The sequence below is a fragment of the Bradyrhizobium sp. USDA 327 genome (genome assembly GCF_041262065.1).
Lineage (GTDB): Bacteria > Pseudomonadota > Alphaproteobacteria > Rhizobiales > Xanthobacteraceae > Bradyrhizobium > Bradyrhizobium liaoningense.
In genome coordinates, this window is sequence record NZ_JBGCCW010000001.1 from 1,135,308 (window position 1) to 1,161,707 (window position 26,400).

A 26,400-nucleotide genomic window follows, 5' to 3' on the forward strand; every position below is an offset into this window, starting at 1 on the left:
ATGGCCGTGCCCACGATCTACTTCCTGCGCCATGGCGAGACCGAATGGAACGCGCTCGGGCGACTCCAGGGCACCAGGGAGGTCCCGCTGAATGCGCGTGGCCGGGCCCAGGCCGTGCAGGCGGCCAGCATTCTGGCCGATCTGTTCAAGCGTGAGGGAAGGGACAGGGCGGCGCTGCCTTACGTATCGAGCCCGCTCGGCCGCGCGCGCCAAACCATGGAACTCGCGCGCGCGAAGCTTGAATTGCCGGCTTCGGACTATTCGCTCGACGATCGCCTGCGTGAGATCGGCTACGGCGTCTGGGAAGGGCTGACGCTGGCCGAGAGCGAAGCCTCCGATCCGGATGTCTATGCGAGGCGCCTCGCCGACAAATGGACCGTCGCGCCCGCGGGCGGGGAGACCTACGCGGCCGTGCAGCTGCGCATGCTCGACTGGTACGAGTCGCTTCTGGTCGATACGGTGGCCGTCGCCCATGGCGGCACCTGCCGGGCCCTGATGGTGGCCCTGGGCATCGAGACCCCCGTCAGCGCTGCCGAGCTCTTTATCGAGCAGGGCGCGGTCTACGTGTTCTGCGACGGCCGGCTGGAGAAATTTAGTTAGGCTCCTCACCGTCATTCCGGGGCGCCCGAAGGGCGAACCCGGAATCTCGAGATTCCGGGTTCGATGCTGAGCATCGCCCCGGAATGACGGGAACGGGGTTGAATGCCGTGTTCCCGGGCGCTACCACAAGTCAGCACTGACTTCCGAGCCAGCGAGCAGCGATGTCCTTCAACACCTTCGGCCACATGTTCCGCGTCACCACCTTCGGCGAGAGCCACGGGGTGGCGATCGGCTGCGTGGTCGATGGCTGCCCGCCCATGATCCCGCTCACCGAGGCCGACATCCAGCGTGATCTCGATCGCCGGCGGCCGGGCCAGTCGCGCTTCACGACGCAGCGTCAGGAGCCGGATCAGGTGAAAATCCTGTCCGGCGTGATGGCGCATCCGGAGACCGGCGTGCAGGTGACGACGGGCACGCCGATCGGGCTCCTGATCGAGAACACCGACCAGCGCTCCAAGGACTATTCCGAGATCAAGGACAAGTTTCGTCCGGGCCATGCCGACTTCACTTATGAGGCCAAGTACGGCCTGCGCGACTATCGCGGCGGCGGCCGCTCCTCCGCACGCGAGACCGCGATGCGCGTTGCCGCCGGCGCGATCGCGCGTAAAGTCCTGCCCGACGTGAGGGTGCGCGGCGCGCTGGTGCAGATCGGCCCGCACAAGATCGATCGCCGCAAGTGGGACTGGGACGAGATCGCCAGGAATCCGTTCTTCTGCCCCGACAAGGACAAGGCCGCATTCTTCGAGACCTATCTCGACGGCATCCGCAAGAGCGGATCCTCGATCGGCGCGGTGATCGAGGTCGTCGCCGAAGGCGTGCCGGCAGGTCTCGGCGCGCCTATCTATGCCAAGCTCGATTCCGATCTCGCGGCCGCGATGATGAGCATCAACGCGGTGAAGGGCGTCGAGATCGGCGCCGGCTTTGGCGCGGCCGAGCTCACCGGCGAGGAGAACGCGGACGAGATGCGCACCGGCAATGACGGCACGCGCTTCCTGTCCAACCATGCCGGTGGCGTGCTGGGCGGCATCTCCACTGGACAGCCGGTAGTGGTTCGCTTCGCAGTGAAGCCGACCTCGTCGATCCTGCAGCCGCGTCTCACCGTCGATCGCAAGGGCACTGATACCGAAATCTTCACCAAGGGCCGCCACGACCCATGCGTCGGCATTCGCGCCGTTCCGGTCGGCGAGGCCATGATGGCCTGCGTGCTGGCCGATCACTTTCTGCGCGATCGCGGGCAGGTTGGACGTTGATGTCGCGGTACTAACCCACCGCGCAGCTTGACGGGCCCACCACTTCATCCGCAAATGGGCTATGAACAGTTCCGAACTCCAGCGCGTCTGCAACTGGCTGATCGACGGCGCCTGGTCGGTTGAGCCGGCCGAGATGATCACAGAATTCTGCGAACGTCTGGTCGCGGCCGGCCTGCCGGTGTGGCGGTTCGGCATCTTCATCCGCACGCTGCATCCCGAAGTCTTCGGCCGCAACTTCATCTGGCGGCAAGGGCAGAATCTCGAAATCGGCAGCGTCGACTTCGAGATCCTGGAGACTCCCGAATTCGCCCGCAGCCCCCTCCGCATCGTGTTCGAGCAGGCGCTGGAGGTCAGGGGGCGCGCGAACGATCCCGACGGTAAGCGCTTTCCGTTTCTCGACGACATGCGCGCCGAGGGTGCGACCGACTATATTGCGGTGCCGGTGCCGTTTCTCGATGGCTCCATCCATGCGACGAGCTGGATTACGCGGCGTCCCGGCGGCTTCAGCGACGACGACATCGCGTCGATCCGGGCCCTCATCGCGCCGCTCGCGCGCGTCAGCGAGATCGTCACCCTGCGCCGCACCGCGGAGATGCTGCTCGACACTTATGTCGGTAACCGCGCCGGCGCACGCATCCTCGGCGGCCAGATCCGCCGTGGTCATACTGACACCATGCAGGCGGCTATCTGGCTCTCGGACCTGCGCGGCTTCACTGCGCTGTCGGACCGGCTGCCGGCCGAGACCGTGGTCGAGATCCTCAACGGTTATTTCGACTGCCAGGTCAGTGCGATCCTCGCCCATGGCGGCGAGGTCTTGAAGTTCATGGGAGACGGTCTGCTCGCGGTGTTTCCGATCGACGAATATGTCGGCGATGCCGCGCATGTCTGCGCGCAGGTGCTGGAGGCGGCGCGCGAGTCCCGCGCCAGTGTCGAGGCGCTCGCCTTTCCGGTCGGCGACGTCGTCGAACGTTTCCGCTTCGGCGTCGCGCTCCACGTCGGCAACATCCTCTATGGCAATATCGGCGGCGGCAACCGCCTCGACTTCACCTGCATCGGTCCGGCCGTCAATCTCGCCGCGCGGCTGGAGAAGATCGCGAGCCGGCTCGGCCGCACGATCGTGGCCTCGGAAGGCTTTGCCAATGTCTGCCGGCACGATTGGCAGGAGCTCGGTGAATTTCCGATTGCGGGATTTTCGAAGGCGCAGCGTGTGTATGGGATTTCGGATGAAGCGCCGGCGGTGATGGCCTAGCGGAAAGCGCATGTGTGGCGCTAAAGCTTGATCCGGAAAAGTGCGCGGCGCTCATCCCAATTGCATCGCACTTTAGCTGCCACGGACATATGACTGCTTCAGGCCCAGAGTTATGATCCTCAGAGTGATCCACAGCCTCAGCATCGCGAAGCTGAAGATGAACACGAAGTAGATCAGGTTCTTGGTGAACTGTGTCGCCGACGAGGTCTGCCAGAAATTCCAGATCGCGCTGCGCACCGCTTCCTGTCCATAGGCGAGGGCGACGTTGATGACACCGAGCACGATCACGCTGACGCCGAGCCACACTCCGCGCCGCGCAAACTCACCGATGGCGGCGAACAATGCGATCCTGCCGTCGTTGCGCTCGGCGCGGACGATCATGAGAAGCACCAGCGTCGCGATCAACGCGCTCCAGAATCGCCCGAGATGCGTGAACTGGTCGAAAGCAACGCCATCGAGGCCGGCCATCAGGTGAGGCGCAAACGCGACGTGGCCCGCGGCTGCGGTGCCGAGCGCGGCCGCGAGCATCACCACGGCGATCCGCCACAGAACCGAGAAGGACAGCTTCAACTGTTCCCCGAGCGTCAACTCACCGAGGGAGGATTGGCCTCCGGCCGCCTCGATCGATTGATGTGCCGTGGCAAAGAAGGCCAGCAGCACCGAAATGTCCGCGACGACAATTGCCGGCAAGGCGACCGCGCCGCCGCCAAACGCGATCACCCGCATGGCGGCCGCAAGGATCAGCCAGGGCAGGGCATGCAGCAGCCTGAACGGACCGAAAGAGGTCTCGGGGCGGGCCGGCCTGAGGTCGAGCCGTTTGCGCAGTGCGACTGTCATGTCGCCGTGGTGACACAGGAGATTGAAGCTGCGGTAGAGCGGATCGATAAAATTGATCCGAAGTGGAAGACAGCGTCCTATTCCTCCGGCTCGGTCGTGAACAGCAGCGGATAGCCCTTGGCGCGGCCGGCGTCGGTGGCGCGTGTCGCCTTGGTTTCGGCAACATCCTTGGTGAACACCGCGACGACGCAGGCACCCAGCTTGTGGGCGGTGATCATCACCTTGTAGGCCTGATCCTCCGTCATGCGGAACTCGGCCTTCAGCACCATGGTGACGAACTCGCGCGGCGTGTAGTCGTCGTTGATGAGGATGACCTTGTGCAGCCGCGGCCGCTCGACCTTGGTCTTTGTCCTGGTTTTCGGCTTGGTGACGGTGTCGTTCATCGTTTCCTGAAACCCGGCCCTGATGAGCTCCAGCCCTCTCATCATATTGCAGGCGCCCGGGCCTCTCCAAGGCGGTCGGCGCGCCGCCTTCATGCCGTTGCGGATGGCAGGGATGCGCCGATCCGCTGGCCCCTTAGGGAAGAGCGCGAACAAACTGCATTGCGGCGATCAGCGCCCCCAAGGACAGCACCACCGATGCAATCATGTAGACGGCCGAGGCGACGGTCTGACCGCGCTCGATCAGATACCAGGCATCCAGCGAGAACGTCGAGAATGTGGTGTATCCGCCACAAATCCCCACCGTCAAGAATATCCGGGCGGTCTGCGGCAGGTTCCATCTCGTCGCGAACAGCGCGGCGAAGATGCCGATCAGGAATGATCCCGTCACGTTGATGATCAGGGTGCCCCAAGGAAAGTCGGTGCCGAAAGCGCGGCCCGAACCAATTGCAACGAGGTAGCGCACGACCGCGCCGAGCGCTCCGCCGGCGGCTACAGCCAGAATGTATTGGATGTTCAAGGTCTCGTTCCCTGGTTTGTGACCTGCATTATTCGTCCTTTGCCGCCAGCCCGTTGCCGACCGTGAGCAGCCCGACGAGCGAGACCAGCGCGAAGCCGAGCCCTGCGAGGAACGTGCCTTCGGGACCATATGCGTCCCAAAGCGCGCCGGCGATCACGCTCGCGGCCAGCAGGGCAAGCCCAGTGAACAGGTTGAAATAGCCGAATGCGGTGCCGCGCAGGCTCGGTGGCGCAGCGTCGGCGACGAGGGCCGAGAGCAAACCTTGCGTTAATCCCATATGCAGCCCCCACAGCACGACCCCGAGCGCGAGGCCGGCCAGATTCGGCAGCAGCGCCAGCGCGAGGTCGGCGCCGGCGAGGAAGACCAGACCGAGTGCGAGCAGGCCGGTCCGGCCGATCCGGTCCGACAGCACGCCGGCCGGATAGGCCGACAGGGCATAGACGATGTTCATCAGCACCAGCACCGCCGGCACCCACATCGCGTTGAGTCCGATGTTCTGTGCGCGCAGAATCAGGAAGGCCTCGCTGAATCGCGCGAGCGTGAAGACGATTCCGATCGCGACGACCCGCCAGTACACCGCCCCGAGTTGTCGCATTGCGGCGAGATTGAGCGGATTCTTCGCAGGCTCCCGGCTCGGGTCGGCGTCCGGCTCGTTCACAGCGAAGGCGATCAGTCCAAATGACAAGAACGCCGGCAGCACTGCCACCCAGAACACGATCGTAAAATTGTCGGCCGTCCACCACATCAGGCCGATCGCGGCGAGCGGCCCGACGAAGGCCCCGATCGTGTCGAGCGATTGCCGCAGCCCGAAGCTCGCGCCGCGCAGGCCGACCGGGGCGATATCGGCGATCAGCGCATCGCGCGGCGCGCCGCGAATGCCCTTTCCGACACGGTCGATAAAGCGCGCCGCCACCAGCCATTCGACGCTGGGCGCGAGCGGGAACAGCGGCTTGGTGAAGGCGGCCAGCCCGTAGCCGAGCGCGGCGAGCAGCTTGCGGCGGCCGAGCCAGTCCGACAGCGCACCGGAGAAGATCTTTGTGATCGAGGCGGTGGCCTCCGCAATGCCCTCGATGAAACCGACGGTGAGCGTGGAGGCGCCGAGCACGGTGACGAGATAGATCGGCAGCAGCGCATGGATCATCTCGGAGGAGATGTCCATCAGCATCGAGACGAAGCCGAGCACCCAGATCCCTCTGGGCAGCGTCGTGCGCGCAGCATTCGGTGTCGGCATCGTCACGTCTTCGTCTTCTCCTGGCCTTCTCCGGCTGGCCTTCGTTACAAGGCAACAAAAAACCCGCCATCGGCGGGTATGTCCATGCTCCCGCCAAAGGCAGAGGCCTTGAGATTGCCTCTCCTCGAGCAGGAGTCATCAGCCCAGCACGGTCATCGACTGCCGGGCGGTTGTCGGGGGACTCCATCCCCATCTGTGCGACCAACCCTAGCATGGAAATCGTGCCGGACAAGTGGGCGGGGCGTGCACTCCACGCTCGCCGCCGTCATTCCGGGGCTCGCGAAGCGAGAACTCAGGCGCGCCCTTGCGCGCCTGATAATCTCGTCATTACCGGTTCGGCTTCTTCGAGCCGCCCCGGATTGACGAAGCCTGTGATCGCGCGTGTTCCGGTGACGCAAGCGCGGCGACACGGCGGCGGTTTCGCGCTGGCACGCAAATTCTTAACTCGAATGTGAAGCGCAAGCGATCTTCGGCCTTTGCGGCAAGGCAATTGCATGTCACCATCGCGTCATACGACGGGAGACTGCGATGCGTTTGCTGTTCTCGATCGGGGCTGTGCTGGTGGCCGGCATGCTTGCCGGAGGGGACGTCGCGGGCATCGCGGCACCGGGACCCAAATTTGAATTGCCTGAGAGTCGACCTCGATCGCAGCGGCTGGCGGCCGACAAGGACGCGCAGACGGTCGACGTCGAACTGATCCTCGCGGTCGATGTGTCCTACTCCATGGACATGGACGAGCTCGCGGTCCAGCGCGAGGGCTATGCTCAGGCAATCCAGTCGAAGGAGTTCCTGCAGGCGCTGAAGCTGGGTCCGAACGGCCGGATCGCAGTGACCTATTTCGAGTGGGCCGCCTCCAGTGACCAGAAGATCATCATCCCCTGGCGGCTGGTCGACGGACCGGAGACGGCGGACGCGGTCGCCGCCGAGATCATGAAGACGCCGATCCGGCGCGCCTCGCGCACCTCGATCTCCGGTGCAATCGCGTTCGCGATGCCGTTGTTCGACGAGGATCCCTATCGGGGCTTGCGCCGCGTCATCGACATTTCCGGCGACGGTCCCAACAACAATGGCGGTCCGGTCACGATCGCGCGCGATGCCGCCCTGGAGAAGGGCATCGTCATCAACGGTCTGCCGATCATGGTCAAGGAGCCGTCCTACTCGACCATGGATATCGACAATCTCGATTTATACTATGAGGACTGCGTCATCGGAGGTCCCGGCTCCTTCGTCATCACGATCAAGGATCGCGACAAGTTCAAGGAAGCGATCCGCACCAAGCTGCTGATGGAAGTCGCCGGCCGCACGCCGGAGCGCCCCGTGATGCGCGTTGCGGACAAGGAGCCGCGCGTCAATTGCCTGATTGGCGAGAAGATCTGGTCCGACCGCTGGGGACGTTAACGTCCCGGCTGAGACCTTTTGCCCATCCCAACCGGCAGTTGAATTTAACTGCTCGTTAACCGGTGCATGGCCCTAATCAGACTGTTTCCTTCCGTTTCCAGCCAGCATCTCGACATTGCTGGAGCGAACGAAAGCGGGTTTTTCCAACCTGCCTTTGAGCAAGCCATGGCCATCGTCACGTCGAGCACCAACCAGATTTCGCCCGCCAACGAGCGGATGTATCGCCAGAGTGCTCTGGTCGGTGAATGGAAGGGCAATTGGGTCGGCAACAACCAGCCCGTCGGCTTCAAGGTCGTGAACATTCGCGGTGCCCGGGCGCAGGTCGAGTACACCCATAACGGTCGCACCGAGCGCGGCTTTGGCGAGGTCAATGGCACGCTTATCACCTTTGGCGGGGTCACGGTCGGCACCAAGGACGGCAAGAGTATGGTGCTGCTGTTCTCGGTCGGCGGCGTTGGCAAGCAGACCGCGAATTTGGAGAAGCAGGAGCCGCCGGCTTCCGACAGCCGTCTCATGGGAAGCTGGGGTGGCTATTCCAGCGACAACGGCAAGAGCGCGAGCTTCAAGGTGCTCTCGGTCAATGGCAAGGAAGCCCAGGTCAGCGTCACCACCGACGGCGTCACCCGCCAGGGCACTGGCATCGTCTATAAGAACGTCATCATGTTCGGACAGACGCAGATCGCGACCGACGACGGCAAGAACGGCAAGGTCATCTACCAGGTCGGCACGAAATCCTTCGTGGTGCCGGTGACGAAGTATCCGCCGGCGGATTCGTCGTCCTCCGTCGACAAGACGGCATAGCCGTTCACAGCGGCGGCGTCCCGCCGGATCGTATCAGCGCCTTCAATTGGTGGTCGACCTGCCGCAGGATCGCGCAGGCCTGTGCCAGGCCGCCATCCCCGATCAGCCGCCAGATTTCGTCGGACTGTTCCACCAGATGGGGAATCGTCAGGGGCAAGCGGGCCGTCTCCAGGAGTGCGCCCTTTTCGTTGATGAGATATCGACGGTTCAGTGCAAACAGCACCTGCGCGATGCACGCGAGCGCTCTGTAGACGCAGCCCGCGACGTGGGTCTGCTCGTTGCGAACTGTCGCAAGTTCCGCATTGTCGATGCTGAACAGGATCTCCCATTGAAAGCGCCGCAACAAGGCGCGGCCCAGGTCCTCCGGATAGGGGAGCGCGATTGTCTTGAGCCGCGCGATCAGGCCGTTCGGATCGTGCAGAGGCTGACAATATGCGATCTCGCCCATCCAGATTGCCGAGCAGAAGCCATGTGGATGGCCGGGCTGGTAGGCCATGAGGACTGTACCGTTTCGGCAGTCCATCATGACTCGCTCGACATCGTCGACGTGACGGTAGAGCAGATCGACCTTTTGTCGCTCGACCGACAGCCATGCGCCGCCGACGATCCATGGCCCCCATTCGCCATATCTCGTTACGGTCGCAGCGCCGGGATCGTCGGCGATTTCCTTCACGACGGTCAGGAGCCGATCCGTATCGAGCGGGCCCGCGCTCGAACAATACAGCCCGATGTCGTAGTCGGACGAGGGATGCGCGCTGCCCCGCGCGCGTGAGCCGCCGAGCACGACGGCCTGAACGCCCGATACCTCGGCAAGAACGGATGTCAGGTGGGTGAGCAAGGGATCGTGCGGCATCAGGTGCAGTTCCCCGGGAGGCCTGCAGCCGTGACACCGGCGCCGTCACTCCGCTGGCATTGATGATGTTCGAGGAGTATAATTTGCTAAATTGTTGACGGTAATCTGAATGTCCAAGTCTGCACTTTCATGTGCTCTTGCAGCTCTCGCGGTGTTCTTCCTCGGCGGAGAGCCGGTCCATGCGCAAGTTGCGCCGCTGAGATATTGGATTCCCGGCGGACCTTTCGGCCTCAGCGGTGGTGCCGGCCAGAGCTCCGACACCTACGGCAACTTCACGAGCTTCAATGCCGGCGATGCCGATTGGCGCACCAGCTCTGCGAACGGTTTCTTCGTCGGCAGCCAACGCGGCAATCTTGGTTTGAGCGGCTTCAGTCGGGCGGGCGCGATCGGCAATTTCAGCGCGCTCTCTTATGACAGCACGCAGTTCGGCTATACCATGAAGACTGCGGGTGGCATGCCCGTCACGTTCTTTGCCGGTTTCGACACGCTGAAATTCGGCAACGGCATTGGCAGCTCGCTGGTGCCGCTCACCTCCAGCGCTGTGCCCGGCTATGGCGGGTTTGCGGGTGTCGAATTCAAGCCGACTTCCAACCTCAGCCTGTCGTTTGGGGCCGGGTTCATCCAGCAGCAATCGGGACTCATGGACAGTGACATCAACTCGTCGATGCTGCCTGGCGAGTCTCCTGCGCTGGGCGGCCTTCGGCGTTAAAGCGGAATGGCTTTAGGTCGAATCGATTGCCGCGGCTCCTTCACCTCTCCCGCGAGCGGGAGAGGTCGGCGCGAAGCGCCGGGTGAGGGCTTTCTCCTCTTGGGGATTGTCCCATTGCGGAATTACCCTCTCTCCGAGCCTCTCCCGCGAGCGAGCGGGAGAGGGAGTGCACCTCCGTCGTTGCAGCGATCAAGCCTCACCTCATCACGCTCTATCTAGAACATGATGAAGCGGCTTTCCGACTAGATCATGCTTAAACAAAGATCTGAAGCGCGATGACGATTCATCTAGATCTCACCCGCGCTCTAGGATTGCATCACCAGCTCCGGCGGGCGCCGCAGCGATCTCGGCAGGTCTGGACCGGTTCCGAAACGCATCACGATATCGGGACGCCGTTCGCCGAGGCCGAGTGAGGCCCCGAATTGCTGCCTCAGCGCCGCCACCTCGACCGGCTGGTTGATGAAGGAATATTTGAGTCCCAGCGCGGTCGCCTGCAACCCGAAGCGCTGGCAGGCGCGGCCGACTGCGATCCAGTGCGACTTGTCGCTGCGATCGGAAGCGAGCACGACGACGCCCGCAGAGCTGTCGAGTTCTTCGCGGTATTTCTTGTTCTCCCCGCTCTCGGTGAAGAAGAGCTTGAGAAGCGGCCGCGCCACCCACGAGGGCAGCGAGGGGTTTCCGGACGCGGGCGAGAACAGCCCGTCCATGGTCGCGAGTGCCTCCGCCTCGTTGAATCGAATCCAGCTGACGAGCTCGCGCATGAAGGCCTTGTCGCGCATTTGCGCCGAGTTGCCTTCGAGTACGTAGTCGGTGACCCCGGCGATCGCGGCGCGTTCGGTCATCAGGATCGCAGCGACGTTCGGTTCGCGACAGGCATCCTCGAGCCGACGCAATGTCTCCGGTGCGGCCGGCCTGCCGTCGAACGCTGCGCGGGTGCATTGCCTGATCGGAATCGCGGCCGCCAATGCCGATGTGTCCTGTGGGGCCTCGTCGAGCGTGATCACGATGCGGTCGCCGTCGACGGCCGCATCGGCGTGCCAGCCCAGCGTGGACGCGGCGAGGATGAGGTTTTCGGCGGCACAGCCGAGACTGACGAAGAGATGATGATCGTCCGGATCGACGGCCGGACAGCGGCGCTTGAAGTCAGGCGCAATCGCGATGACGTTGCCGCGGACCGAGAAAATCCACGGCTGGGTGTTGTGGCTGTTGGCCGCGAGGGTGGCAAAGCGCACGAGTTCGCGATCCCGCGGCACGGCTTGCAGCGGAGCCCGTGACGACTTTACCGTCTCGTCATAGGTGTTCGCCGCCGCTGCGGCGGAGGGACCGGTGATGGCCGTTGCGGACAGCCCCAGCGAAGTCGCGATGAATTGTCGTCGGTCAAGCACGAACGTCTGCTCCGCATCTCATGGCGCGGATCGCTTTTAGCGGCAGCGGAGGGCACAGCGATTGACTGGTATCAAGGTTGTCGGCTCGAAGGGAAGTTCGCAGCCTATCGCGCAAACCGCGCCACCAGCTCGACATGCGGCGTGTGGCGGAATTGATCGACCGGCACCACCGCCTCCAGCCGATAGCCTCCGTCGATCAGCAGCCGCGCGTCGCGGGCGAAGGTCGCGGCGTTGCAGGACACCGCGATCACGACGGGCACCTTGCTCGCCGCGAGCTTCAGCGCCTGCGCCTGCGCGCCCTGGCGCGGCGGGTCGAACACTACCGCGTCGAAGTCGCGCAGCTCCGGCGGCACCAGGGGGCGGCGGAACAGATCGCGCGGCTCGGCCTTGATCGGCTTCAGGCCCGGTGTGCGCGCGGCCTTCGCGAGGGCCGCGACGGCGCCGGCGTCGCTGTCATAGGCCGTGACGCGAGCCTTCTCGGCCAGCCGCAGGGCGAACGGGCCGACGCCGCAGAAGAGATCGGCGACGTCCTTGGCCTTGCCGATGCGCTCGGCGACCAGTGCGGCGAGCGCCTCTTCGCCCGCCAACGTCGCCTGCAGGAACGAGCCCGGCGGCAGCGTTACCTCCGCGCGGCCCATCTTCACCGTCGGCGGAAGGCGCTGCAGCACCAATTCGCCGTGCCGCGTCAGCCGCGCCAAGCGATGCTGCTCGGCGACACGCGACAGCGCCGTGACCAGCGGGGTCGGCAGCAGGCCGGAGCCGCGCACGTCGACATCGAGGCCGTTGGCGGTGGCCGTGACCTGGATGTCGAGCGGCTTCGTCACCGGCATCCTGGAAGTCAGCGGCTCGGCCAGCGCCCAAGCCGCGTCGAGCGCGCCGTCGAGTCCGGGATCGAGGATGGGGCAGCGATGGATCGGGATGACGTCGTGCGAGCTCGTGGCGGAGAACCCGACCTTGAGGATGTCATGCGTGCCGAACCGGCCGTGCAGCGTGATGCGCCTGCGCCCGGCACCATGGGCGTCGACCAGCGGCGCCACCTCGCAATCAATGCCGGCCTGCGCCAGCGATTCCACCACGATGTTGCGTTTCCAGGCGCGATACGGCTCAGTCGCCCAATGCTGAATGGCGCAGCCGCCACAGACGCCGAAATGCGGACAGAACGGTTCGATCCGTTCGGAGCTTGCCACGTCCACCGCGAGCAGCTTGCGGCGGTCGGGATGGTGGCCCACGACATGATCGACCTCGACGGTCTCGCCGCCAAGCGTGTAGGGCACATAGATCGCCTCGCCTGTCGCGAGCGAGACACCGTCGCCGCGATGGCCGACATGGTCGATGGTCAGGCGCTCAACCACGGCGCGCGCCCAGAAAGAATTCGACATTGCCGTCGCCGCCGGTGATCGGCGAGGGGAATATCTCAATGTCGGTGCAGCCGAGCGAAGCGGCAAAGGCCGCGATGTCGTCGCAGATCTCCTGGTGCACGGCGGCGTCGCGGATGATCCCCTTCTTGTTGTGCTTCCGGTCCGCCTCGAATTGCGGCTTGATCAGCGCCAGCAGGTTCATCGGTGCGGCCGCCAGCGACAGCGCCACCGGCAGCACCGCCTTCAGCGAGATGAAGCTGACGTCGATCACGACGACGTCAGGCCGCGCCGGCAGGCGCTTGCCCTCATAGCTGCGGATATCGGTCTCTTCCATCGACACGATCCTGGGATGATCGCGCAGCGAGGGATGCAACTGGCTGGTGCCGACATCGATGGCGAACACCAGGCTCGCGCCGTTCGCCAGCAGCACCTCGGTGAAACCGCCGGTGGAGGCGCCGACGTCGAGGCAGACATGCTCCTCGATTTCAATCGGGTAGCGCTCCAGCGCCCCGGCGAGCTTGACGCCGCCGCGGGAGACGTAGGGATGTGCAGGCTCGGCCTGGATCACTGCGTCCTCGGCGATCGCCTCCGATGGTTTTGAAACCTGCTTGTCGTCGGCCATGACGAGCCCGGCTTCGATCGCCGCGCGCGCCCGGGCCCGGCTCTCGAACAGGCCGCGCTCGACCAGCAGGACATCCGCACGCTTGCGGGGAGGGGGCATCAAATCTCCGAAAGACGACTGAAGAGCTTATGTAGCGATCAATCGCGCGGCCGCCATCCGGACGCAAGCCTCGAACGCGGCGAGGTCGTGCCAGACGTCGATCGGCATCGTGGCCGGTGTTACCAGCGGGCAGCCGCGCAGCTCCAGCGCATGGATCATCATGAGGTTGTCGACGAGGCCAAAGTCCTCGACCATCAGCCCCTGCGCATCGACCAGCCGGCCGTCCTCCGTGGTGACGTCCATGAAACGGCCGACACGGTCGGCATAGGCTGCGCCGTCATTGGAATAGGCGAGACAGAATTTGCCGCGGCCGGCCATGTAGCCGAGCTCGTAGACGGTACCGGGATCGGCGCCGGCGCCGCGGAACGGGGTGAGATTGGCAATGATGGCAACCGCCTCGTCCATCATCGCCTCGTTGCCGCAAAAGATCTGCCGCGAGGCGTCGGGCGCGGCGAGGTCGATGGCGTTGTCGAGCGGATAGAGGCCGGTCAATCCGTGAGCCGCGCAGATATCAACCTTGCGCCGGCCGATCTCGACCGCGTCCGGCAGGAAAACGTCGGGGCCTGCCAGGTAGATCTTCATGGGAGCCAAAGCCGAGCAAGTTTGGATCGAGGTGCGAGCTGTGCGGCGTGCTCTGCTCCCTCCCCCGCGCGCGGGGGAGAGTTGGGGAGAGGGTGTCTCCTCAATCGAGAACCCACGAGAGGAAAGAGCCCTCACCCGACGCTTCGCGTCGACCTCTCCCGCAAGCGCAAGCGGGAGAGGTGAAGAAAGCGGCCGTCAGGCCAACTTCACCGTCTCGGTCTTCACATCCTTGCCCAGCGCCTCGAACACCTTGGCGACGATGCCCTTGGCGTCGAGACCGGCGCGGGCGTACATCGCGGCGGGCGTGTCGTGGTCCTGGAACACGTCGGGCAGAACCATCGTGCGGAACTTGAGCATGCCGGTGTCGAGCGCGCCCTGATCCGTCAGGTACTGCGCGACATGCGAGCCGAAGCCACCGATCGAGCCTTCCTCGATCGTGATCAGGATTTCATGGTCGCGCGCAAGCTTGAGCACCAGCTCGGTATCCAGCGGCTTCATGAAGCGCGCATCGGCGATCGTGGTCGACAGGCCGTGGGCGGCAAGCTCGTCGGCGGCCTTCTCGCATTCGGCGAGGCGCGTGCCGAAGGAGAGCAGGGCGATCTTGCTGCCCTGACGGATCATGCGGCCCTTGCCGATCTCGAGCGGAACGCCGACGTCGGGCATCTCGACGCCGCGGCCTTCGCCGCGCGGATAGCGCAGCGAGCTCGGACGGTCGTCGATCGCGACCTGGGTCGCCACCATGTGCACGAGTTCGGCCTCATCCGCCGCCGCCATGATCACCATGTTGGGCAGGCAGCCGAGATAGGCGTTGTCGAACGAGCCGGCATGGGTCGCGCCATCGGCGCCGACGAGGCCGGCGCGGTCGATGGCGAAGCGGACGGGCAGGCTCTGGATCGCGACGTCGTGCACGATCTGGTCGTAGCCGCGTTGCAGGAAGGTCGAGTAGATCGCGCAGAACGGCTTGTAGCCTTCGGTCGCAAGACCGGCGGCAAAGGTCACCGCGTGCTGCTCGGCAATGCCGACGTCGAAGGTGCGGTCGGGGAAGGCCTTGTTGAAGATGTCGACGCCGGTGCCCGACGGCATCGCCGCGGTGATGGCGACGATCTTGTCGTCCTTCTGCGCTTCTTTGACGAGGCTCTGGCCGAACACGTTCTGGTAGGCCGGCGCATTCGGCTTGGCCTTGGCCTGGGTGCCGGTCGCGACGTCGAACTTCACGACGGCGTGGTACTTGTCGGCGGAAGCTTCCGCCGGGCCGTAGCCCTTGCCCTTCTGCGTCACGACGTGGACCAGGATGGGGCCTTCTTCCATGTCGCGGACGTTCTTGAGCACCGGCAGAAGATGGTCGAGGTTGTGGCCGTCGATCGGGCCGACATAATAGAAGCCGAGCTCCTCGAACAGCGTGCCGCCGTCCATCATGAAGCCGCGGGAGTATTCCTCGACGCGATTGGCGCGGTTGGCGAGGATCTTGGGCAACCGCTTGTTGATCTGCTTGGCCGCATCGCGCAGCGTGCGATAGGTCTTGCCGGAGTACAGCCGCGACAGATAGGCGCTCATGGCGCCGACCGGCGGGGCGATCGACATGTCGTTGTCGTTCAGGATGACGATCAGGCGCGAGTTCATCGCACCCGCATTGTTCATGGCTTCATAGGCCATGCCGGCCGACATCGCGCCGTCACCGATGACGGCGATAACGTTGTTCGTGCCGCCGGAGAGGTCGCGCGCCACGGCCATGCCGAGGCCGGCGGAGATCGAGGTCGAGGAATGCGCCGCGCCGAACGGATCGTAGTCGCTTTCGCTGCGCTTGGTGAAGCCGGACAGGCCGCCGCCGGTGCGCAAGGTGCGGATGCGGTCGCGCCGGCCGGTGAGGATCTTGTGCGGATAGGCCTGGTGGCCGACGTCCCAGATCAGCCGGTCGCGCGGCGTGTCGAACACGTAATGGATCGCGGTGGTGAGCTCGACCACGCCGAGGCCCGCGCCGAAATGACCGCCGGTCACCGAGACGGCATCGATGGTCTCCTGCCGCAGCTCGTCGGCGACCTGGCGAACCTGCTCGACCTTGAGCTTGCGCAGGTCTTCCGGCGTCCGGATGGTGTCGAGAAGCGGCGTCTTACTGTATGCGTTCACGGCGATTTCCAATTTGTCAGCGCCGGAAGGTCATTCCGGTGCGCGATGGGTTTGCACAATATCGGCGCAGCGCGAGTCCTCAAACCGTCGGAGCCACCTGCATGGGGCAAGGCCCCGTCTTCAAGCTTAGGTAAGCTTAGGTGCGCTCCGGTTCAGTCTCTGTGATCCCTGTCACTCAGATCGGCTTCGTCCGTCCCAAGCCAATTTCATTAGCAGTTTGAAGCGCTTGTCGTCGGCAATCGTTGCCCACGCAAGGCTCGCAAAAAGCCACACTCCGCGCAGCTTTACACCAAAGCTTGGGCCAAAGCCAACCCGCCGGATCGATGAGTGGTATGCAGGTGCAAGTTGCGGGCCGGATTGGTTAACCCTGGCCCGGGATGAAGGGTTCCGGCCTTGCTGGGTTCCACGGCAGGCTTTTTTCGCCTGAATGGAACCTTTTCGCCCTCAACGGCCGAATCTCGAAGGGGTTTGGCATTGGCTCGCCCGCACGAAACCGCGGTGTTCGGTGCAACAGCCCGCGCGATCACGAAAGCGACACAGGAACCATGCCCCGTGAAGACGTTTTGCGGGCCGCCGGTCGTCAGGCGACCGAGCGGGGAAAGTCCGGCTTACTTACTGAACGTCGAGCGGCGCGGTGCCGGTGGCCTGGCCGCTGGCATCGGTGGTGATCTTGTCGACGCGCGCCTCGGCCTGACGCAGCAACTCCTCGCAGCGCCGCTTCAGGGCCTCGCCGCGTTCATAGATCGTCACGGATTCTTCGAGCGGGACCTTGCCGTCTTCGAGCCGCTTCACGATCGTTTCGAGTTCCTCGATCGCGCGCTCGAAGGTGAGCCTGGAGACGTCGACTTGAGTATTTTCGGCCATATCCGTTTCCGATTGCCCGATTCGCTTGCTTCACAGTGAAGGCGGGTTTTGCGGGCTTAATGTGGCGGGCGTCGTCAGGCGCCCATCAAGGCGCCGACATGCGCCGTAACAGATTCTTTCAGTCCTTGCAGGTCATAGCCGCCCTCGAGCACCGAAACAACGCGGCCGCCTGCGGTCTTGTCGGCGAGATCCATCAGCTTGCGTGTCACCCAGGCATAGTCCTCGGCGCGCAGGTTCAGCGAGGCCAGCGGATCGCGGTAATGTGCGTCGAAGCCGGCGGAGATGATCAGAAGCTCGGGGCTGAATGTCGTCAGCTGCGGCAGGATCAAGTTCTCGAACGCGGAGCGGAATTCCGGCCCACCGTCTTCGGAAGCAAGAGGCGCATTGACGATGGTATCGTGATCGCCGCGCTCGCTCTTGGCGCCGGTGCCTGGAAACAGCGGCATCTGGTGCGTCGAGCAGTACATCACGGTCGGGTCCGACCAGAAGATGTCCTGCGTGCCGTTGCCGTGATGCACGTCGAAATCGACAATGGCCGCGCGCTTGATGCCGTATTTGCGCTGCGCGTGGCGCGCCGCGATGGCGACGTTATCGAAGAAGCAGAAGCCCATCGGCTTGCCGATTTCGGCGTGATGACCGGGTGGGCGGATCGCGACGAAGGCGTTGCGGTGCTCGCCCGCCATCACCGCCTCGGTCGCCGCGACTGCGCCGCCGACGCCGCGCATCACGGCTTCCCACGTGCCAGGCGACATCGAGGTGTCGCCGTCGATATAGATCTGCCCGCTGGACGGGGCGATGTGGCGCAGCTCGGTGACGTAATGCTCGTTGTGGCACAACGTGACGAGATCGAGATCGCCCTCCGGCGCCTCCTCGCGCACCAGGAACTGGAAACGCTCATGCGACAGCGCTTCTTCCACCGCGCGCAGACGATCCGGCCTCTCAGGGTGTCCCTGCGGCGTGACATGGTCGAGGCAGGCCTTGTGGGAAAGGAGAAGCGTGCTCATCAGGTCGGCCTCATGGGATGCGGACTTTTGACGTCGTTGGCGCATCCGGCGCCAAAACGCAATGCAAAACCCAATCTAAGCGCTTGGCCCGGAATGGCAAAGTGCCGGCTGTTTGATCCGGATCAATTCACGCGCAGGATGCGGGTGGGCGGCAGCGGACCGACCGGCCCGTGTGCCCGGAAGAACGCGAACAGCGCGTCCGCGTCGTAGCCGCCATATTGCGGCGCCGTGCCCTGTTTTGCGGCGCTAAAGCCGTCTCCGCCGACGGCGAGGTAGTCGTTGAGCGTGACGCGGTAGCCGTTTCCAGGTTCGATCAGCCTGCCGTTGAGCGTCATCTTCGCGGGGATGACGCGCTCGCCGAATGGCTTTGATGCATCCCAGGTATAGCTGAACCCGTTCGAGACCTGGAGAATCCGCGGCCGCTTCGGATCGAGCCATTGCTGCTCGAGCATGTCCTTGAGCTGGCTGCCCGTCAGCGTCATGGTGACGAGCCGGTTGCGGAACGGCTGGCTGGCGAAGACATCGCCGAACGTTATCGCGCCATTTTCCCTCGGAACGATGTCGGTGCGGATGCCGCCGGGATTGGTGATCGCGATGACAGCGCTGCCATCCTTCGCGTCGCGGGTTGCGAGCAATTGCGCGTCGGCAATGACATTGCCCAGCGCGCTTTCGCCGGCCTCGTTCGGCACGCGCGACAGCGTCTGCGTCACCGAGCCGGCAGGCCGGTTGGCGATCGGCGCAGATAGCTTGTCGTAGGCGTCGATCAATGCGATCTGGTCGGGATCCTTGGCCAGCGAAGCGTTGGCGACGATCACATTCTCGGCTTTGGCACTGACGATGTCGCGCGTTGCGGGATCGAGCTTGAGGTCGATCGCGGTGACCAGCGTGCCGTATTTGTCGCCGCTGGTGACGAGGCGTCCGTCGATATCGCAGACATAGGCGCGGTGGGTGTGGCCGCTGACCACGACGTCGACGGCACGATCGAATTTGTTGACGATGTCGACGATCGGCCCCGCAATGCCCGGACATTCATTGTAGTGGCCGGCGGGCTCGCCGCCCTGGTGGATCAACACCACGATCGCTTCGACGCCACGCGCCTTCAGTTGTGGCACGAGCGCGTTCACCGTCTCGGCCTCGTCGCGGAATTCGAGCCCGGCAATACCCGATGGCGAGACGATGCCGGCGGTCTCCCTCAAGGTCAGTCCGATGAAGGCGACGGGAACGCCGTCGAATTCCCTGATCTCGTAGGGCGGCAGCACACTCTTGCCGGTCGCGGTCTCGATGGTGGAGGCCGCGAGATAGCGGAATTTGGCGCCCGTGAAGGGATGCGGTCCCTGGCAGCCGTCGACGGGATGGCAGCCGCCGTTCTGCATTCGCAAGAGCTCGGTTTTGCCCTCGTCGAATTCGTGATTGCCGACCGAGCTGATCGCAAGGCCCATCATCGAGAGCGACTCGATCGAGGGCTCGTCGTGGAACATCGCCGACAGGAACGGGCTCGCGCCGATCAGATCGCCGGCGGCGACGAAGATGGTGTTCCTGCGCCCCTCCCGCAGCTGCTTCACCAGCGTCGCCATGTACTCGGCGCCGCCGGCCGCCACCGTCACCTTCCTGGTCTTGTCCTCGGGGTCGTTGATGCGGATGCCGCCCGGCGGCGGCCGCAGATTGCCGTGGAAATCGTTGATGGCGAGCACGCGCAGCTCGACTGGAGCGGCGGGCTGGGCCGAGGCAGGGACGGCGGCGAGGATGGTCAGGATCAGAAAGACGTATCGCATGGGACAAGACTAGACGCAGCGCGCGAAGATTTCACGATGCTTTGTCGTGAACACGCGTGTCGACACGTATGAAATCCTTGATGTCGGCGGTGAAGACGCCGGAGCCGCCGGCGATCATGCAGCGGATATTGCGCGCCGCGACGCTCGCGGGTCTTGCGAAGCATCAGCCTACATCATCTCGCAGGCGTGCAAACGCGCCGCTCAACCTTTTCGACGCCGACGTCTCATAATTCTGATGCATGGTACCCGCTGCCGTCATGCGTCGCAACAATTAGCTACAATGTTTCATTTGAATAACCTTTGGTTGTAGTGCATGATCTCGTGCCGTGCCATGGCCGACCGCCCGATTGATGATTGCCGCAACCCGGATTGACGAATCCTCGCTGCACTACCGCGGCTGGCGTGTCGTGCTGGCCTGCTTCCTGATGGCCTTCTTCATGTTCGGCTTCGGTCTCTACGGCCAGGGCGTCTATCTTGCCGAGCTTCAGCGCGCCCACGGCTGGCCGGGCACGCTGGTCTCCGCGGCAAGTACTTTCTCGTTTCTCCTGAGCTCCGTCCTCGTCATCTTCACCGACGATCTGCTCGAGCGCATCGGGCTGCGCTCGCTGATCCTGAGCGGGTTGACGGCGCTCGGCGCTTCGACCGTGCTGCTGGCGTTGATGCAGACGCCTTGGCAGCTCTATCTCGCCTATGCGCTGATGTCGGTCGGCTGGACCGGCATGGGGACCGTGGTGATCGCGACCGTGCTGAATTCCTGGTTCGAGCGGCGCCGCGGGCTCGCGCTCAGCCTTGCCTTCAACGGCGCGACTTGCGGCGGAATCATCCTCGTCCCGCTGCTGCTGTCGCTGACCGGCAGCATCGGCTTCCGTTCCGCCATGCTGGCAGCCACGCTCGCGATGATGGTGCTGCTGCTGCCGGTGGTCGTGACCTTCATCGGCTGGCCGGCCGGGATGTCACGGGCATCGGACGGACGCCGGACCGCGGGCGGCGCGGCCGCGCCAGGCCATTCCCGCAAGGCACTGCTCGCCAACGCGGCGTTCTGGACCATGGTATTGCCGATCGCGATGGCGCTGCTGGCGCAGATGGGCTTCATCATCCACCAGGTGACGTTTCTCGAGCCGCTGATCGGCCGCTCCGCGGCAGGGCTCGCGGTCACCATCATGGCGGCGATGGCGGTGGTCGGGCGCCTGTCGCTTGGCCTGTTCGTCGACCGGCTCGATCCGCGTCTCGCCTGCGCTGCGTCGATGACGAGCCAGGCGGCGGCGTTGTTCGTGCTTCTCCAAAGCACGAGTCCGACCGTATTGCTGGCCTGCTGCGCCGTCTACGGCTTCTCGATCGGCAACATGATCACGTTCCCGCCCTTGATCATCCAGCGCGAGATCGGCTCTACCGCCTTCGCTGCCGCGATGGGGTTGGGCACATCGATCAGCGGTATCGTCAGCGCCTTTGGCCCGGGCATCGTCGGTGTCGTGCGGAGCTTGACGGGCAACTACACCACGGCGTTCGCGCTGTGCGTCGTGCTCGACCTCATCGCGACGGGAATCGTGCTGTGGCGGCCGGGGAAGAGCGTAGCCCGAATCTCCGCAAGCTAAGGGCAAGCGAAGGGGAAGGCCCGCGCAAGATTCGATGTCGTGGCGGGCAGATCCGACTTACCCCAGCAGCACCACATCCGCCGCCGCGACCGACTCGGCGCTTTCCGTGACCGTGCGCTCGAGCGCGGGTGCCTGCACCGTGATGTTCTCGGCAAAGAAGCGCGCCAGCGTGACGTAGCGCGCAGCGTCCGCGTTTCCGTCGGCCTTGGCCGCGAGCGCCTCGGAGGCGAGCAGGCAGCCGCCGAGCGTGGCGCCGAACTGCTGCAAATAGGGTGTCGCGCCGGCGAGCGCCTCGTTCGGTGCGGAGGCAACGCGCTCCAGGAGCCATTTGCTGGTGCGCGTGAGCGCCTCAATTGCCTCGCGCAGCTTTGCACCCGTGGTGCCGAAGCCGGGATCGTTGGAGGCCTCGACCTGGCTGACGGTCGCTGCGAGCTCGTCGAGCAGCGCCCACACCGACGCGCCGCCATTGGCTGCGAGCTTGCGCGTGACGAGATCGATCGCCTGGATGCCGTTGGTGCCCTCGTAGATCGCGGTGATGCGGGCATCGCGGTAGTGCTGTGCCGCGCCGGTCTCCTCGATGAAGCCCATGCCGCCATGCACCTGCACGCCGAGATAGGCGACCTCGTTGCCGATATCGGTGGAATAGGCCTTGGCCATCGGCGTGAGCAGCGCCGCGCGTGCGGCCGCTTCAGTGCGCACCTTCGGGTCCTTGGCGCGCGTCGAGACGTCGATCGCGACGGCGGTCGCATAGCAGATGGTGCGCGCGGCCGCAGTCTGTGCCCGCATCCGCATCAGCATGCGCTTGACATCGGGATGCACGAAGATCGCATCGGAGCCGTCGCCCTTCTTGCCGACCGCGCGGCCCTGCTTGCGCTCCTGCGCATACGACAAGGCCTGCTGGTAGGCGCGATCGGCAACGCCGACGCCCTCCAGGCCGACGCCGAGGCGGGCCTGGTTCATCATCGTGAACATGCAGCGCATGCCCTGGTTCTCTTCGCCGATGAGAAAGCCGATCGCGCCGCCATGATCGCCCATGGTCATGGTGCAGGTCGGGGAGGCGTGCATGCCGAGCTTGTGCTCGACGCCGGAGGCGTAGATGTCGTTGCGCTGACCCAGCGAGCCGTCCGCATTCACCATGAACTTGGGGACGAGAAAGAGCGAGATGCCCTTGGTGCCGGCGGGCGCATCCGGCAGACGCGCCAGCACGAAATGCACGATGTTGTCGGTCATGTCGTGCTCGCCATAGGTGATGAAGATCTTGGTCCCCTTGATGCGATAGGTGCCGTCTGCCTGCCGATCGGCCCGGGTGCGCAACGCGCCGACGTCGGAGCCGGCCTGCGGCTCGGTCAGCTGCATCGTGCCGGTCCATTCGCCGGAGACGAGTTTTCCGAGATAGACTCTCTTCAGCTCGTCGCTGCCATGCGTGTCCAGCGCCTCGATCGCCGAGGCGGTCAGCAGTGGGCAGAGGCCGAAGGCGACGTTGGCGGCGCTCCAGATCTCGGTGCAGGCGGCGTTGATCGCGATCGGCAGGCCCTGGCCGCCGAACTCCTCCGGGCCGGACACCGCGTTCCAGCCGCCTTCGGTCCAGCGCTTGTAGGCATCCGGCCAACCGGGTGCGGTCGTGACCTTGCCGTCGCTGAGCTTGATGCCGTGCTCGTCGCCGATCTTGTTGAGCGGCGCCAGCACGTCCGAAGCGAACTTGCCGGCTTCCTCCAGCACGGCGGCCGCGAGATCGGTGTCGAAATCGCCATAATGGCCGGCCTCCATGGCGGCCTTGAGGCCCGCGCCATGGTTGAGCGACAGCAGCATGTCAGAAATCGGCGCGCGGTAGGTCATGGCTCACTCCCGGGGGACAAGTATTGACGCCGTATTCTCACGAAACGGAGGCGGTCTCAATGGTCGGGAGGTGGGCAGGGGTCCGCCGGAAACGGAGCCGGTGCGGGGTCGTTAGAGCATCAAGCGCAGCCGATCCCGGGCCTGCGGTATTTTGCCCCTCCAGACGGTTGAAATGCTGCCCCGCTCCCTATAGACCGGCTGCGACTGGAGAGAATCCGCGGTAGCCCGATCTTCCGCCATTCCGTCAGTCGCCTGATGGGGCGTAGCCAAGCGGTAAGGCAGCGGATTTTGATTCCGCCATTCGGAGGTTCGATCCCTCCCGCCCCAGCCAGATTGCTCGCCCAACCTGAGATCACTCACGAAACCGGCCTGGCTGGGGAGCTGCTGCACAGCTCTGCGACACACTGCTGCTGCACAGGGGTGTGTCTGAGATGGATGTCCACGTTTTTCGCCGGGATGCCGTGTACTACTGGCGCCGTTGACCGCCGCGCGAGGCCTGTGCTGCGATCAGGCGGAGCCAGCTACACTCAGAGCTTCGCCGGTCAACGTGCGGCTGCAATTCCGCGCTGCTTTGCTGGGCTTTACCAGGCTCTTAACTTTGCTCAGTTACGTGCCGAATAGCTTGCGCACTGCTGGCAACCACTCGCCGGTCATCGTGAACTCGAGCCCGAGTCGAGCTCCGCAGGCAATCGCCAGCATCGTCATCGGCGCCGAAAGAGCGAGCGTCGAGAACGCGGTCAATCCCTGGCCGATCGTGCATCCCATCGACATGACCCCTCCGATGCCCATCAGGAGCGCGCCGGTCATGTGGCGCTTCAGTTCGCGCGCGTCGTCGCAGGCCTCCCAACGGAAGCCGCGTGCGAGTATCGCTGCGGAAAAAGAGCCTGCAACGACGCCGGCGACGGAACCGATACCGAAGTTCAGCCGCGCACCGGAGAAGGTGGCGATGTAGAGAATGGCATCGCCGAGCGGCGCCACGAAAGTGAGCGATGAGACCCGCACGGCATCGAACTCGTCGTCGGCAAGCCATCCAGTCGCAAACCAGCCGAACGCGATCGCGGTGCCGACGGCAAGACCGGCGGCCAGAAGCCGCGGCGACCGCATCAGCCTGCCATCTGCGAGCGCCCAGAAGGCGAGCGCGGCGGCAATCGCCAGGACGAGGATCGCGCGCATTGCTCCGCCTGCGCCGAGCAGCGACGTCAAGGTCTGGGTGCTTCCCTCGGGGAGCCGCAACGACAACGGCTCAATCAGCATCAGGCGCAGCATGCCGGTGATGCCGCGCATGGTCGCAAGCGCCGACAGGCCGAGCACGAGAAAGACCACGATGGCGCGTAGATCGCCACCGCCGACGCGCACCAGCGTGCCGAAGCCGCAAGTGCCGACCAGTGCCATGCCGACGCCGAACATCAACCCGCCAATGATCGCACCGCCAAGACCGATCGACGCCGTGAGGTAGATCGACCGCGACAGATCGACGATGCCGAACGCGGCAAGCGCCTGAGTCGCGAGCAGGGCGACCGCCGCGGCCAGCGCAAAGGATTTCAGCCGGCGAAAATCCGAGCCGAAGAATGCATCCTCGAGCATCGCAAGCGTGCAAAATCGTCCCGCCCGACCCGCAACGCCGAGCACGCCCCCGGCGGCAAGTCCGCATGCAAAAGCTATGGTCGAGGGGCCCAGCATTCCTCCCGGGGGATGTTCGTTCTTGTTGTCGAGCAGTCTGCGTCGGGCAGGCACGAAAATCCAGTGCGGAATGTCACCGGCGGCGCCGGCGCACTGGCTCGCAGAACACGTCGTAGACGGCGGTGAGAATCTTGCGGACGTCCTCGTTGGCAAGACTGTAGTAGATTGTCTTGCCGTCGCGGCGGGTCGTCACCAGCCGATCGAGTCTCAGCCGCGCGAGCTGCTGCGAGACGGTCGACTGCCGCTCGCCCAGGAACTGCTCGAGCTCGGTCACCGATTTCTCGCCCTCGGCGAGGATGCAGAGCAGCAGCAATCGGGACTCGTGCGACAGCGCCTTGAGCATATCGCTCGCCTCGCGCGCCTTCTCGATCATCTGCTCGAGTTCCGCGGAGCCCTCGATCTCCTTCAGCTTTGGCAACGGCATCGCGTTAAATTCCCCTGAGCAAAATTCGCAAGAACGGCTACGACCTGTCCAATTCCGATCCCGTGTTTGACAGGATTCGGTCCAAGAGGCCGAAGAAGAAGGCATCTCCAGGATAGCCGCGAATGCGCCCGATCTCACGGCCCTCTTGTACCACGACAAAGGTCGGCGTGAAGGCACCCGGATCGATTCCGGCGAGATCAGCGGGAAGGGGGCCGTTCAGGTCGACCCGGCGCAGGGGGACGGCTCGGCCTTCCCCGGTCTTGTCGTAGATCGGCGCGATCTCGGCGTTGAAGCGCGCGCACCAGGCGCAGCCGGCCCGCTCGAACATGACGAGCTCGGCCGCGCGCGATGCCGTCGTCGGCAGAGCTAGCCCGACAGCGACTGCGAGCAAGATGATGATTCCGTTCATGCTGCGTACCGAACCCCTGGACTTGCTTGTAACGTCCTCGGCGCTTTATATCATTAAATTCATATATGTGATAGGGATGGGAACGGAATGACCTTGGACGTCACGCTTGGTGCGGCCTTCGTCGCGGGCCTTTTGTCGTTTCTGTCGCCCTGCATCCTGCCGCTGGTGCCGCCTTTCCTGTGCTACATGGCCGGCGTCTCGGTCACGGATCTGTCCGGTGACAGGCCGGAACTGCGGCCGCGCATCCTGCTCTCCGCGCTTTCCTTCGTGGCGGGCTTTTCGCTGGTCTTCATCGCGCTCGGCTCGACCGCCTCGATCGCGGGACGCTTCGTCTCCGCGCATCTGTCGACGCTCGGCATCGTCGCTGGCGGGTTGATCATCGTCATGGGCCTGCATTTTCTAGGGCTGCTCAGGATTCCGCTGCTCTATCGTAGTGCGACCGTGCAGGTCGACAGCCGCCCAGCCGGCCTGCTGGGGGCTTTCGTCATGGGCCTGGCCTTTGCGTTTGGCTGGACGCCCTGTGCAGGCCCGATCCTGGCCGCCGTCTTGCTGATGGCAGGCTCTGAAGACACGACCGGACGGGGCGCACTGCTGCTCCTCGCCTATTCGATCGGGACCGGCATTCCCTTCCTGATCGCGGCTGCCTTCACCGGTCGCTTCATCGCCGCGCTTGGCCGTGTGCGCCGGCATCTCGGTCTGGTCGAGAAGGCGATGGGCGTCTTCCTGGTCGCGACCGGCCTGATGTTCCTGACCGGATTGATGCCCGCGGTCTCGGAATGGCTGCTCGAGCGTTTTCCTGGATTGACCAGCATCGGCTGAGC

Annotated in this window: 25 protein-coding genes, 1 tRNA gene and 1 riboswitch; of the genes, 9 read left to right on the top strand and 17 right to left on the bottom strand. The window is 64.5% G+C overall.

Features of this window, described 5'->3' with window-relative positions:
• From ABIA42_RS05100 to ABIA42_RS05110, 3 genes are all read left to right on the top strand, one after another.
• The gene (locus ABIA42_RS05100) at positions 1-600 is read left to right on the top strand and encodes a histidine phosphatase family protein (RefSeq protein WP_370115127.1); all 600 of its coding nucleotides are present in this window, start codon (positions 1-3) and stop codon (positions 598-600) included.
• 161 nt (positions 601-761) lie between these two features.
• Positions 762-1,850, top strand: a complete 1,089-nt coding sequence (gene aroC / locus ABIA42_RS05105; RefSeq protein WP_271530190.1) for a chorismate synthase — start codon at positions 762-764, stop codon at positions 1,848-1,850.
• Positions 1,851-1,911: 61 nt separating this feature from the next.
• Positions 1,912-3,099, top strand: a complete 1,188-nt coding sequence (locus ABIA42_RS05110; protein WP_271530189.1) for an adenylate/guanylate cyclase domain-containing protein — start codon at positions 1,912-1,914, stop codon at positions 3,097-3,099.
• A gap of 72 nt (positions 3,100-3,171) precedes the next feature.
• Here ABIA42_RS05110 and ABIA42_RS05115 read toward each other — a convergent pair whose 3' ends face one another.
• The 4 genes from ABIA42_RS05115 to ABIA42_RS05130 all read right to left on the bottom strand — a co-directional run bounded on the left by ABIA42_RS05115 (position 3,172) and on the right by ABIA42_RS05130 (position 6,067).
• Positions 3,172-3,936 carry a hypothetical protein gene (locus ABIA42_RS05115; RefSeq protein WP_271530188.1) on the bottom strand — a complete coding sequence of 255 codons (765 nt, stop codon included), beginning with the start codon at positions 3,934-3,936 and terminating at the stop codon, positions 3,172-3,174.
• Between the two features lie 77 nt (positions 3,937-4,013).
• Positions 4,014-4,319 carry an ATP-dependent Clp protease adapter ClpS gene (gene clpS / locus ABIA42_RS05120; RefSeq protein WP_061878702.1) on the bottom strand — a complete coding sequence of 102 codons (306 nt, stop codon included), beginning with the start codon at positions 4,317-4,319 and terminating at the stop codon, positions 4,014-4,016.
• A 133-nt stretch (positions 4,320-4,452) separates the two neighbouring features.
• Complete coding sequence (crcB, locus tag ABIA42_RS05125; protein ID WP_370115124.1) at positions 4,453-4,836, bottom strand: fluoride efflux transporter CrcB; 384 nt, start codon at positions 4,834-4,836, stop codon at positions 4,453-4,455.
• A gap of 28 nt (positions 4,837-4,864) precedes the next feature.
• Complete coding sequence (locus tag ABIA42_RS05130; protein WP_370123647.1) at positions 4,865-6,067, bottom strand: MFS transporter; 1,203 nt, start codon at positions 6,065-6,067, stop codon at positions 4,865-4,867.
• Between the two features lie 122 nt (positions 6,068-6,189).
• Positions 6,190-6,267, bottom strand: a riboswitch (Fluoride riboswitch).
• Positions 6,268-6,595: 328 nt separating this feature from the next.
• On the opposite strand from ABIA42_RS05130, the gene ABIA42_RS05135 reads away from it, so the two are divergent.
• Positions 6,596-7,465, top strand: a complete 870-nt coding sequence (locus tag ABIA42_RS05135; protein WP_370115122.1) for a DUF1194 domain-containing protein — start codon at positions 6,596-6,598, stop codon at positions 7,463-7,465.
• A gap of 165 nt (positions 7,466-7,630) precedes the next feature.
• Entirely contained in the window at positions 7,631-8,266 is a 636-nt protein-coding gene (locus tag ABIA42_RS05140; RefSeq protein ID WP_271530186.1) for a hypothetical protein, read from the top strand.
• A gap of 4 nt (positions 8,267-8,270) precedes the next feature.
• Here ABIA42_RS05140 and ABIA42_RS05145 read toward each other — a convergent pair whose 3' ends face one another.
• Positions 8,271-9,119 (bottom strand): nucleotidyltransferase domain-containing protein, encoded by an 849-nt coding sequence (locus tag ABIA42_RS05145; protein WP_370115120.1) that lies wholly within the window; start codon positions 9,117-9,119, stop codon positions 8,271-8,273.
• Between the two features lie 109 nt (positions 9,120-9,228).
• Between ABIA42_RS05145 and ABIA42_RS05150 the strand changes: the two genes are divergently transcribed.
• Complete coding sequence (locus tag ABIA42_RS05150) at positions 9,229-9,828, top strand: hypothetical protein (protein WP_370115118.1); 600 nt, start codon at positions 9,229-9,231, stop codon at positions 9,826-9,828.
• Positions 9,829-10,133: 305 nt separating this feature from the next.
• On the opposite strand, the gene ABIA42_RS05155 is transcribed toward ABIA42_RS05150, so the two are convergent.
• The 8 genes from ABIA42_RS05155 to ABIA42_RS05190 form a co-directional block, all read right to left on the bottom strand.
• Entirely contained in the window at positions 10,134-11,213 is a 1,080-nt protein-coding gene (locus ABIA42_RS05155) for a Tat pathway signal protein (protein ID WP_370143743.1), read from the bottom strand.
• Positions 11,214-11,317: 104 nt separating this feature from the next.
• Positions 11,318-12,565: a class I SAM-dependent RNA methyltransferase gene (locus tag ABIA42_RS05160; protein ID WP_370123645.1), complete on the bottom strand. Its 1,248-nt coding sequence runs from the start codon at positions 12,563-12,565 to the stop codon at positions 11,318-11,320.
• Positions 12,558-13,292 (bottom strand): TlyA family RNA methyltransferase, encoded by a 735-nt coding sequence (locus ABIA42_RS05165; RefSeq protein WP_271530182.1) that lies wholly within the window; start codon positions 13,290-13,292, stop codon positions 12,558-12,560. The genes ABIA42_RS05160 and ABIA42_RS05165 overlap by 8 nt, the downstream gene beginning before the upstream one ends.
• A gap of 27 nt (positions 13,293-13,319) precedes the next feature.
• On the bottom strand, positions 13,320-13,874 hold the full coding sequence (locus ABIA42_RS05170; RefSeq protein WP_370115112.1) for a nucleoside 2-deoxyribosyltransferase: 555 nt from the start codon (positions 13,872-13,874) through the stop codon (positions 13,320-13,322).
• 195 nt (positions 13,875-14,069) lie between these two features.
• Positions 14,070-15,998, bottom strand: a complete 1,929-nt coding sequence (gene dxs / locus ABIA42_RS05175) for a 1-deoxy-D-xylulose-5-phosphate synthase (protein WP_271530180.1) — start codon at positions 15,996-15,998, stop codon at positions 14,070-14,072.
• Positions 15,999-16,610: 612 nt separating this feature from the next.
• Entirely contained in the window at positions 16,611-16,862 is a 252-nt protein-coding gene (locus ABIA42_RS05180) for an exodeoxyribonuclease VII small subunit (RefSeq protein ID WP_008132970.1), read from the bottom strand.
• A gap of 74 nt (positions 16,863-16,936) precedes the next feature.
• Positions 16,937-17,866, bottom strand: a complete 930-nt coding sequence (locus tag ABIA42_RS05185) for a histone deacetylase family protein (RefSeq protein WP_271530179.1) — start codon at positions 17,864-17,866, stop codon at positions 16,937-16,939.
• A 122-nt stretch (positions 17,867-17,988) separates the two neighbouring features.
• Positions 17,989-19,638, bottom strand: coding sequence for a bifunctional UDP-sugar hydrolase/5'-nucleotidase (locus tag ABIA42_RS05190; RefSeq protein WP_370115109.1), 1,650 nt, complete (start codon positions 19,636-19,638; stop codon positions 17,989-17,991).
• 350 nt (positions 19,639-19,988) lie between these two features.
• On the opposite strand from ABIA42_RS05190, the gene ABIA42_RS05195 reads away from it, so the two are divergent.
• A complete protein-coding gene (locus tag ABIA42_RS05195) occupies positions 19,989-21,230 on the top strand; it encodes an MFS transporter (RefSeq protein WP_271530176.1) in 1,242 nt (413 codons plus the stop codon).
• A gap of 57 nt (positions 21,231-21,287) precedes the next feature.
• Here ABIA42_RS05195 and ABIA42_RS05200 read toward each other — a convergent pair whose 3' ends face one another.
• A complete protein-coding gene (locus ABIA42_RS05200; protein ID WP_370115107.1) occupies positions 21,288-23,066 on the bottom strand; it encodes an acyl-CoA dehydrogenase in 1,779 nt (592 codons plus the stop codon).
• Positions 23,067-23,322: 256 nt separating this feature from the next.
• Here ABIA42_RS05200 and ABIA42_RS05205 point away from each other — a divergent pair.
• Positions 23,323-23,397 (top strand) — tRNA-Gln (locus ABIA42_RS05205).
• A gap of 275 nt (positions 23,398-23,672) precedes the next feature.
• On the opposite strand, the gene ABIA42_RS05210 is transcribed toward ABIA42_RS05205, so the two are convergent.
• From ABIA42_RS05210 to ABIA42_RS05220, 3 genes are all read right to left on the bottom strand, one after another.
• The gene (locus ABIA42_RS05210; RefSeq protein WP_271530274.1) at positions 23,673-24,746 is read right to left on the bottom strand and encodes a YeeE/YedE family protein; all 1,074 of its coding nucleotides are present in this window, start codon (positions 24,744-24,746) and stop codon (positions 23,673-23,675) included.
• A gap of 73 nt (positions 24,747-24,819) precedes the next feature.
• Entirely contained in the window at positions 24,820-25,170 is a 351-nt protein-coding gene (locus ABIA42_RS05215; protein WP_024337386.1) for a metalloregulator ArsR/SmtB family transcription factor, read from the bottom strand.
• Positions 25,171-25,207: 37 nt separating this feature from the next.
• Positions 25,208-25,579, bottom strand: a complete 372-nt coding sequence (locus ABIA42_RS05220; protein ID WP_370115105.1) for a thioredoxin — start codon at positions 25,577-25,579, stop codon at positions 25,208-25,210.
• An 87-nt stretch (positions 25,580-25,666) separates the two neighbouring features.
• Here ABIA42_RS05220 and ABIA42_RS05225 point away from each other — a divergent pair, with 87 nt between their 5' ends.
• Complete coding sequence (locus ABIA42_RS05225) at positions 25,667-26,398, top strand: cytochrome c biogenesis CcdA family protein (RefSeq protein WP_271530173.1); 732 nt, start codon at positions 25,667-25,669, stop codon at positions 26,396-26,398.
• The last annotated feature ends 2 nt before the right edge of the window (positions 26,399-26,400 follow it).

What these genes read in the sequence shown, in the direction of transcription:
- ABIA42_RS05100 (WP_370115127.1), top strand. Translation starts at nt 1, where the DNA reads ATGGCCGTGCCCACGATCTACTTCCTGCGCCATGGCGAGACCGAATGG.
- aroC (WP_271530190.1), top strand. Translation starts at nt 762, where the DNA reads ATGTCCTTCAACACCTTCGGCCACATGTTCCGCGTCACCACCTTCGGC.
- ABIA42_RS05110 (WP_271530189.1), top strand. Translation starts at nt 1,912, where the DNA reads ATGAACAGTTCCGAACTCCAGCGCGTCTGCAACTGGCTGATCGACGGC.
- ABIA42_RS05115 (WP_271530188.1), bottom strand. Translation starts at nt 3,936, where the DNA reads ATGACAGTCGCACTGCGCAAACGGCTCGACCTCAGGCCGGCCCGCCCC.
- clpS (WP_061878702.1), bottom strand. Translation starts at nt 4,319, where the DNA reads ATGAACGACACCGTCACCAAGCCGAAAACCAGGACAAAGACCAAGGTC.
- ABIA42_RS05130 (WP_370123647.1), bottom strand. Translation starts at nt 6,067, where the DNA reads ATGCCGACACCGAATGCTGCGCGCACGACGCTGCCCAGAGGGATCTGG.
- ABIA42_RS05135 (WP_370115122.1), top strand. Translation starts at nt 6,596, where the DNA reads ATGCGTTTGCTGTTCTCGATCGGGGCTGTGCTGGTGGCCGGCATGCTT.
- ABIA42_RS05140 (WP_271530186.1), top strand. Translation starts at nt 7,631, where the DNA reads ATGGCCATCGTCACGTCGAGCACCAACCAGATTTCGCCCGCCAACGAG.
- ABIA42_RS05145 (WP_370115120.1), bottom strand. Translation starts at nt 9,119, where the DNA reads ATGCCGCACGATCCCTTGCTCACCCACCTGACATCCGTTCTTGCCGAG.
- ABIA42_RS05150 (WP_370115118.1), top strand. Translation starts at nt 9,229, where the DNA reads ATGTCCAAGTCTGCACTTTCATGTGCTCTTGCAGCTCTCGCGGTGTTC.
- ABIA42_RS05165 (WP_271530182.1), bottom strand. Translation starts at nt 13,292, where the DNA reads ATGCCCCCTCCCCGCAAGCGTGCGGATGTCCTGCTGGTCGAGCGCGGC.
- ABIA42_RS05170 (WP_370115112.1), bottom strand. Translation starts at nt 13,874, where the DNA reads ATGAAGATCTACCTGGCAGGCCCCGACGTTTTCCTGCCGGACGCGGTC.
- ABIA42_RS05180 (WP_008132970.1), bottom strand. Translation starts at nt 16,862, where the DNA reads ATGGCCGAAAATACTCAAGTCGACGTCTCCAGGCTCACCTTCGAGCGC.
- ABIA42_RS05185 (WP_271530179.1), bottom strand. Translation starts at nt 17,866, where the DNA reads ATGAGCACGCTTCTCCTTTCCCACAAGGCCTGCCTCGACCATGTCACG.
- ABIA42_RS05190 (WP_370115109.1), bottom strand. Translation starts at nt 19,638, where the DNA reads ATGCGATACGTCTTTCTGATCCTGACCATCCTCGCCGCCGTCCCTGCC.
- ABIA42_RS05195 (WP_271530176.1), top strand. Translation starts at nt 19,989, where the DNA reads ATGATTGCCGCAACCCGGATTGACGAATCCTCGCTGCACTACCGCGGC.
- ABIA42_RS05200 (WP_370115107.1), bottom strand. Translation starts at nt 23,066, where the DNA reads ATGACCTACCGCGCGCCGATTTCTGACATGCTGCTGTCGCTCAACCAT.
- ABIA42_RS05210 (WP_271530274.1), bottom strand. Translation starts at nt 24,746, where the DNA reads ATGCTGGGCCCCTCGACCATAGCTTTTGCATGCGGACTTGCCGCCGGG.
- ABIA42_RS05215 (WP_024337386.1), bottom strand. Translation starts at nt 25,170, where the DNA reads ATGCCGTTGCCAAAGCTGAAGGAGATCGAGGGCTCCGCGGAACTCGAG.
- ABIA42_RS05220 (WP_370115105.1), bottom strand. Translation starts at nt 25,579, where the DNA reads ATGAACGGAATCATCATCTTGCTCGCAGTCGCTGTCGGGCTAGCTCTG.
- ABIA42_RS05225 (WP_271530173.1), top strand. Translation starts at nt 25,667, where the DNA reads ATGACCTTGGACGTCACGCTTGGTGCGGCCTTCGTCGCGGGCCTTTTG.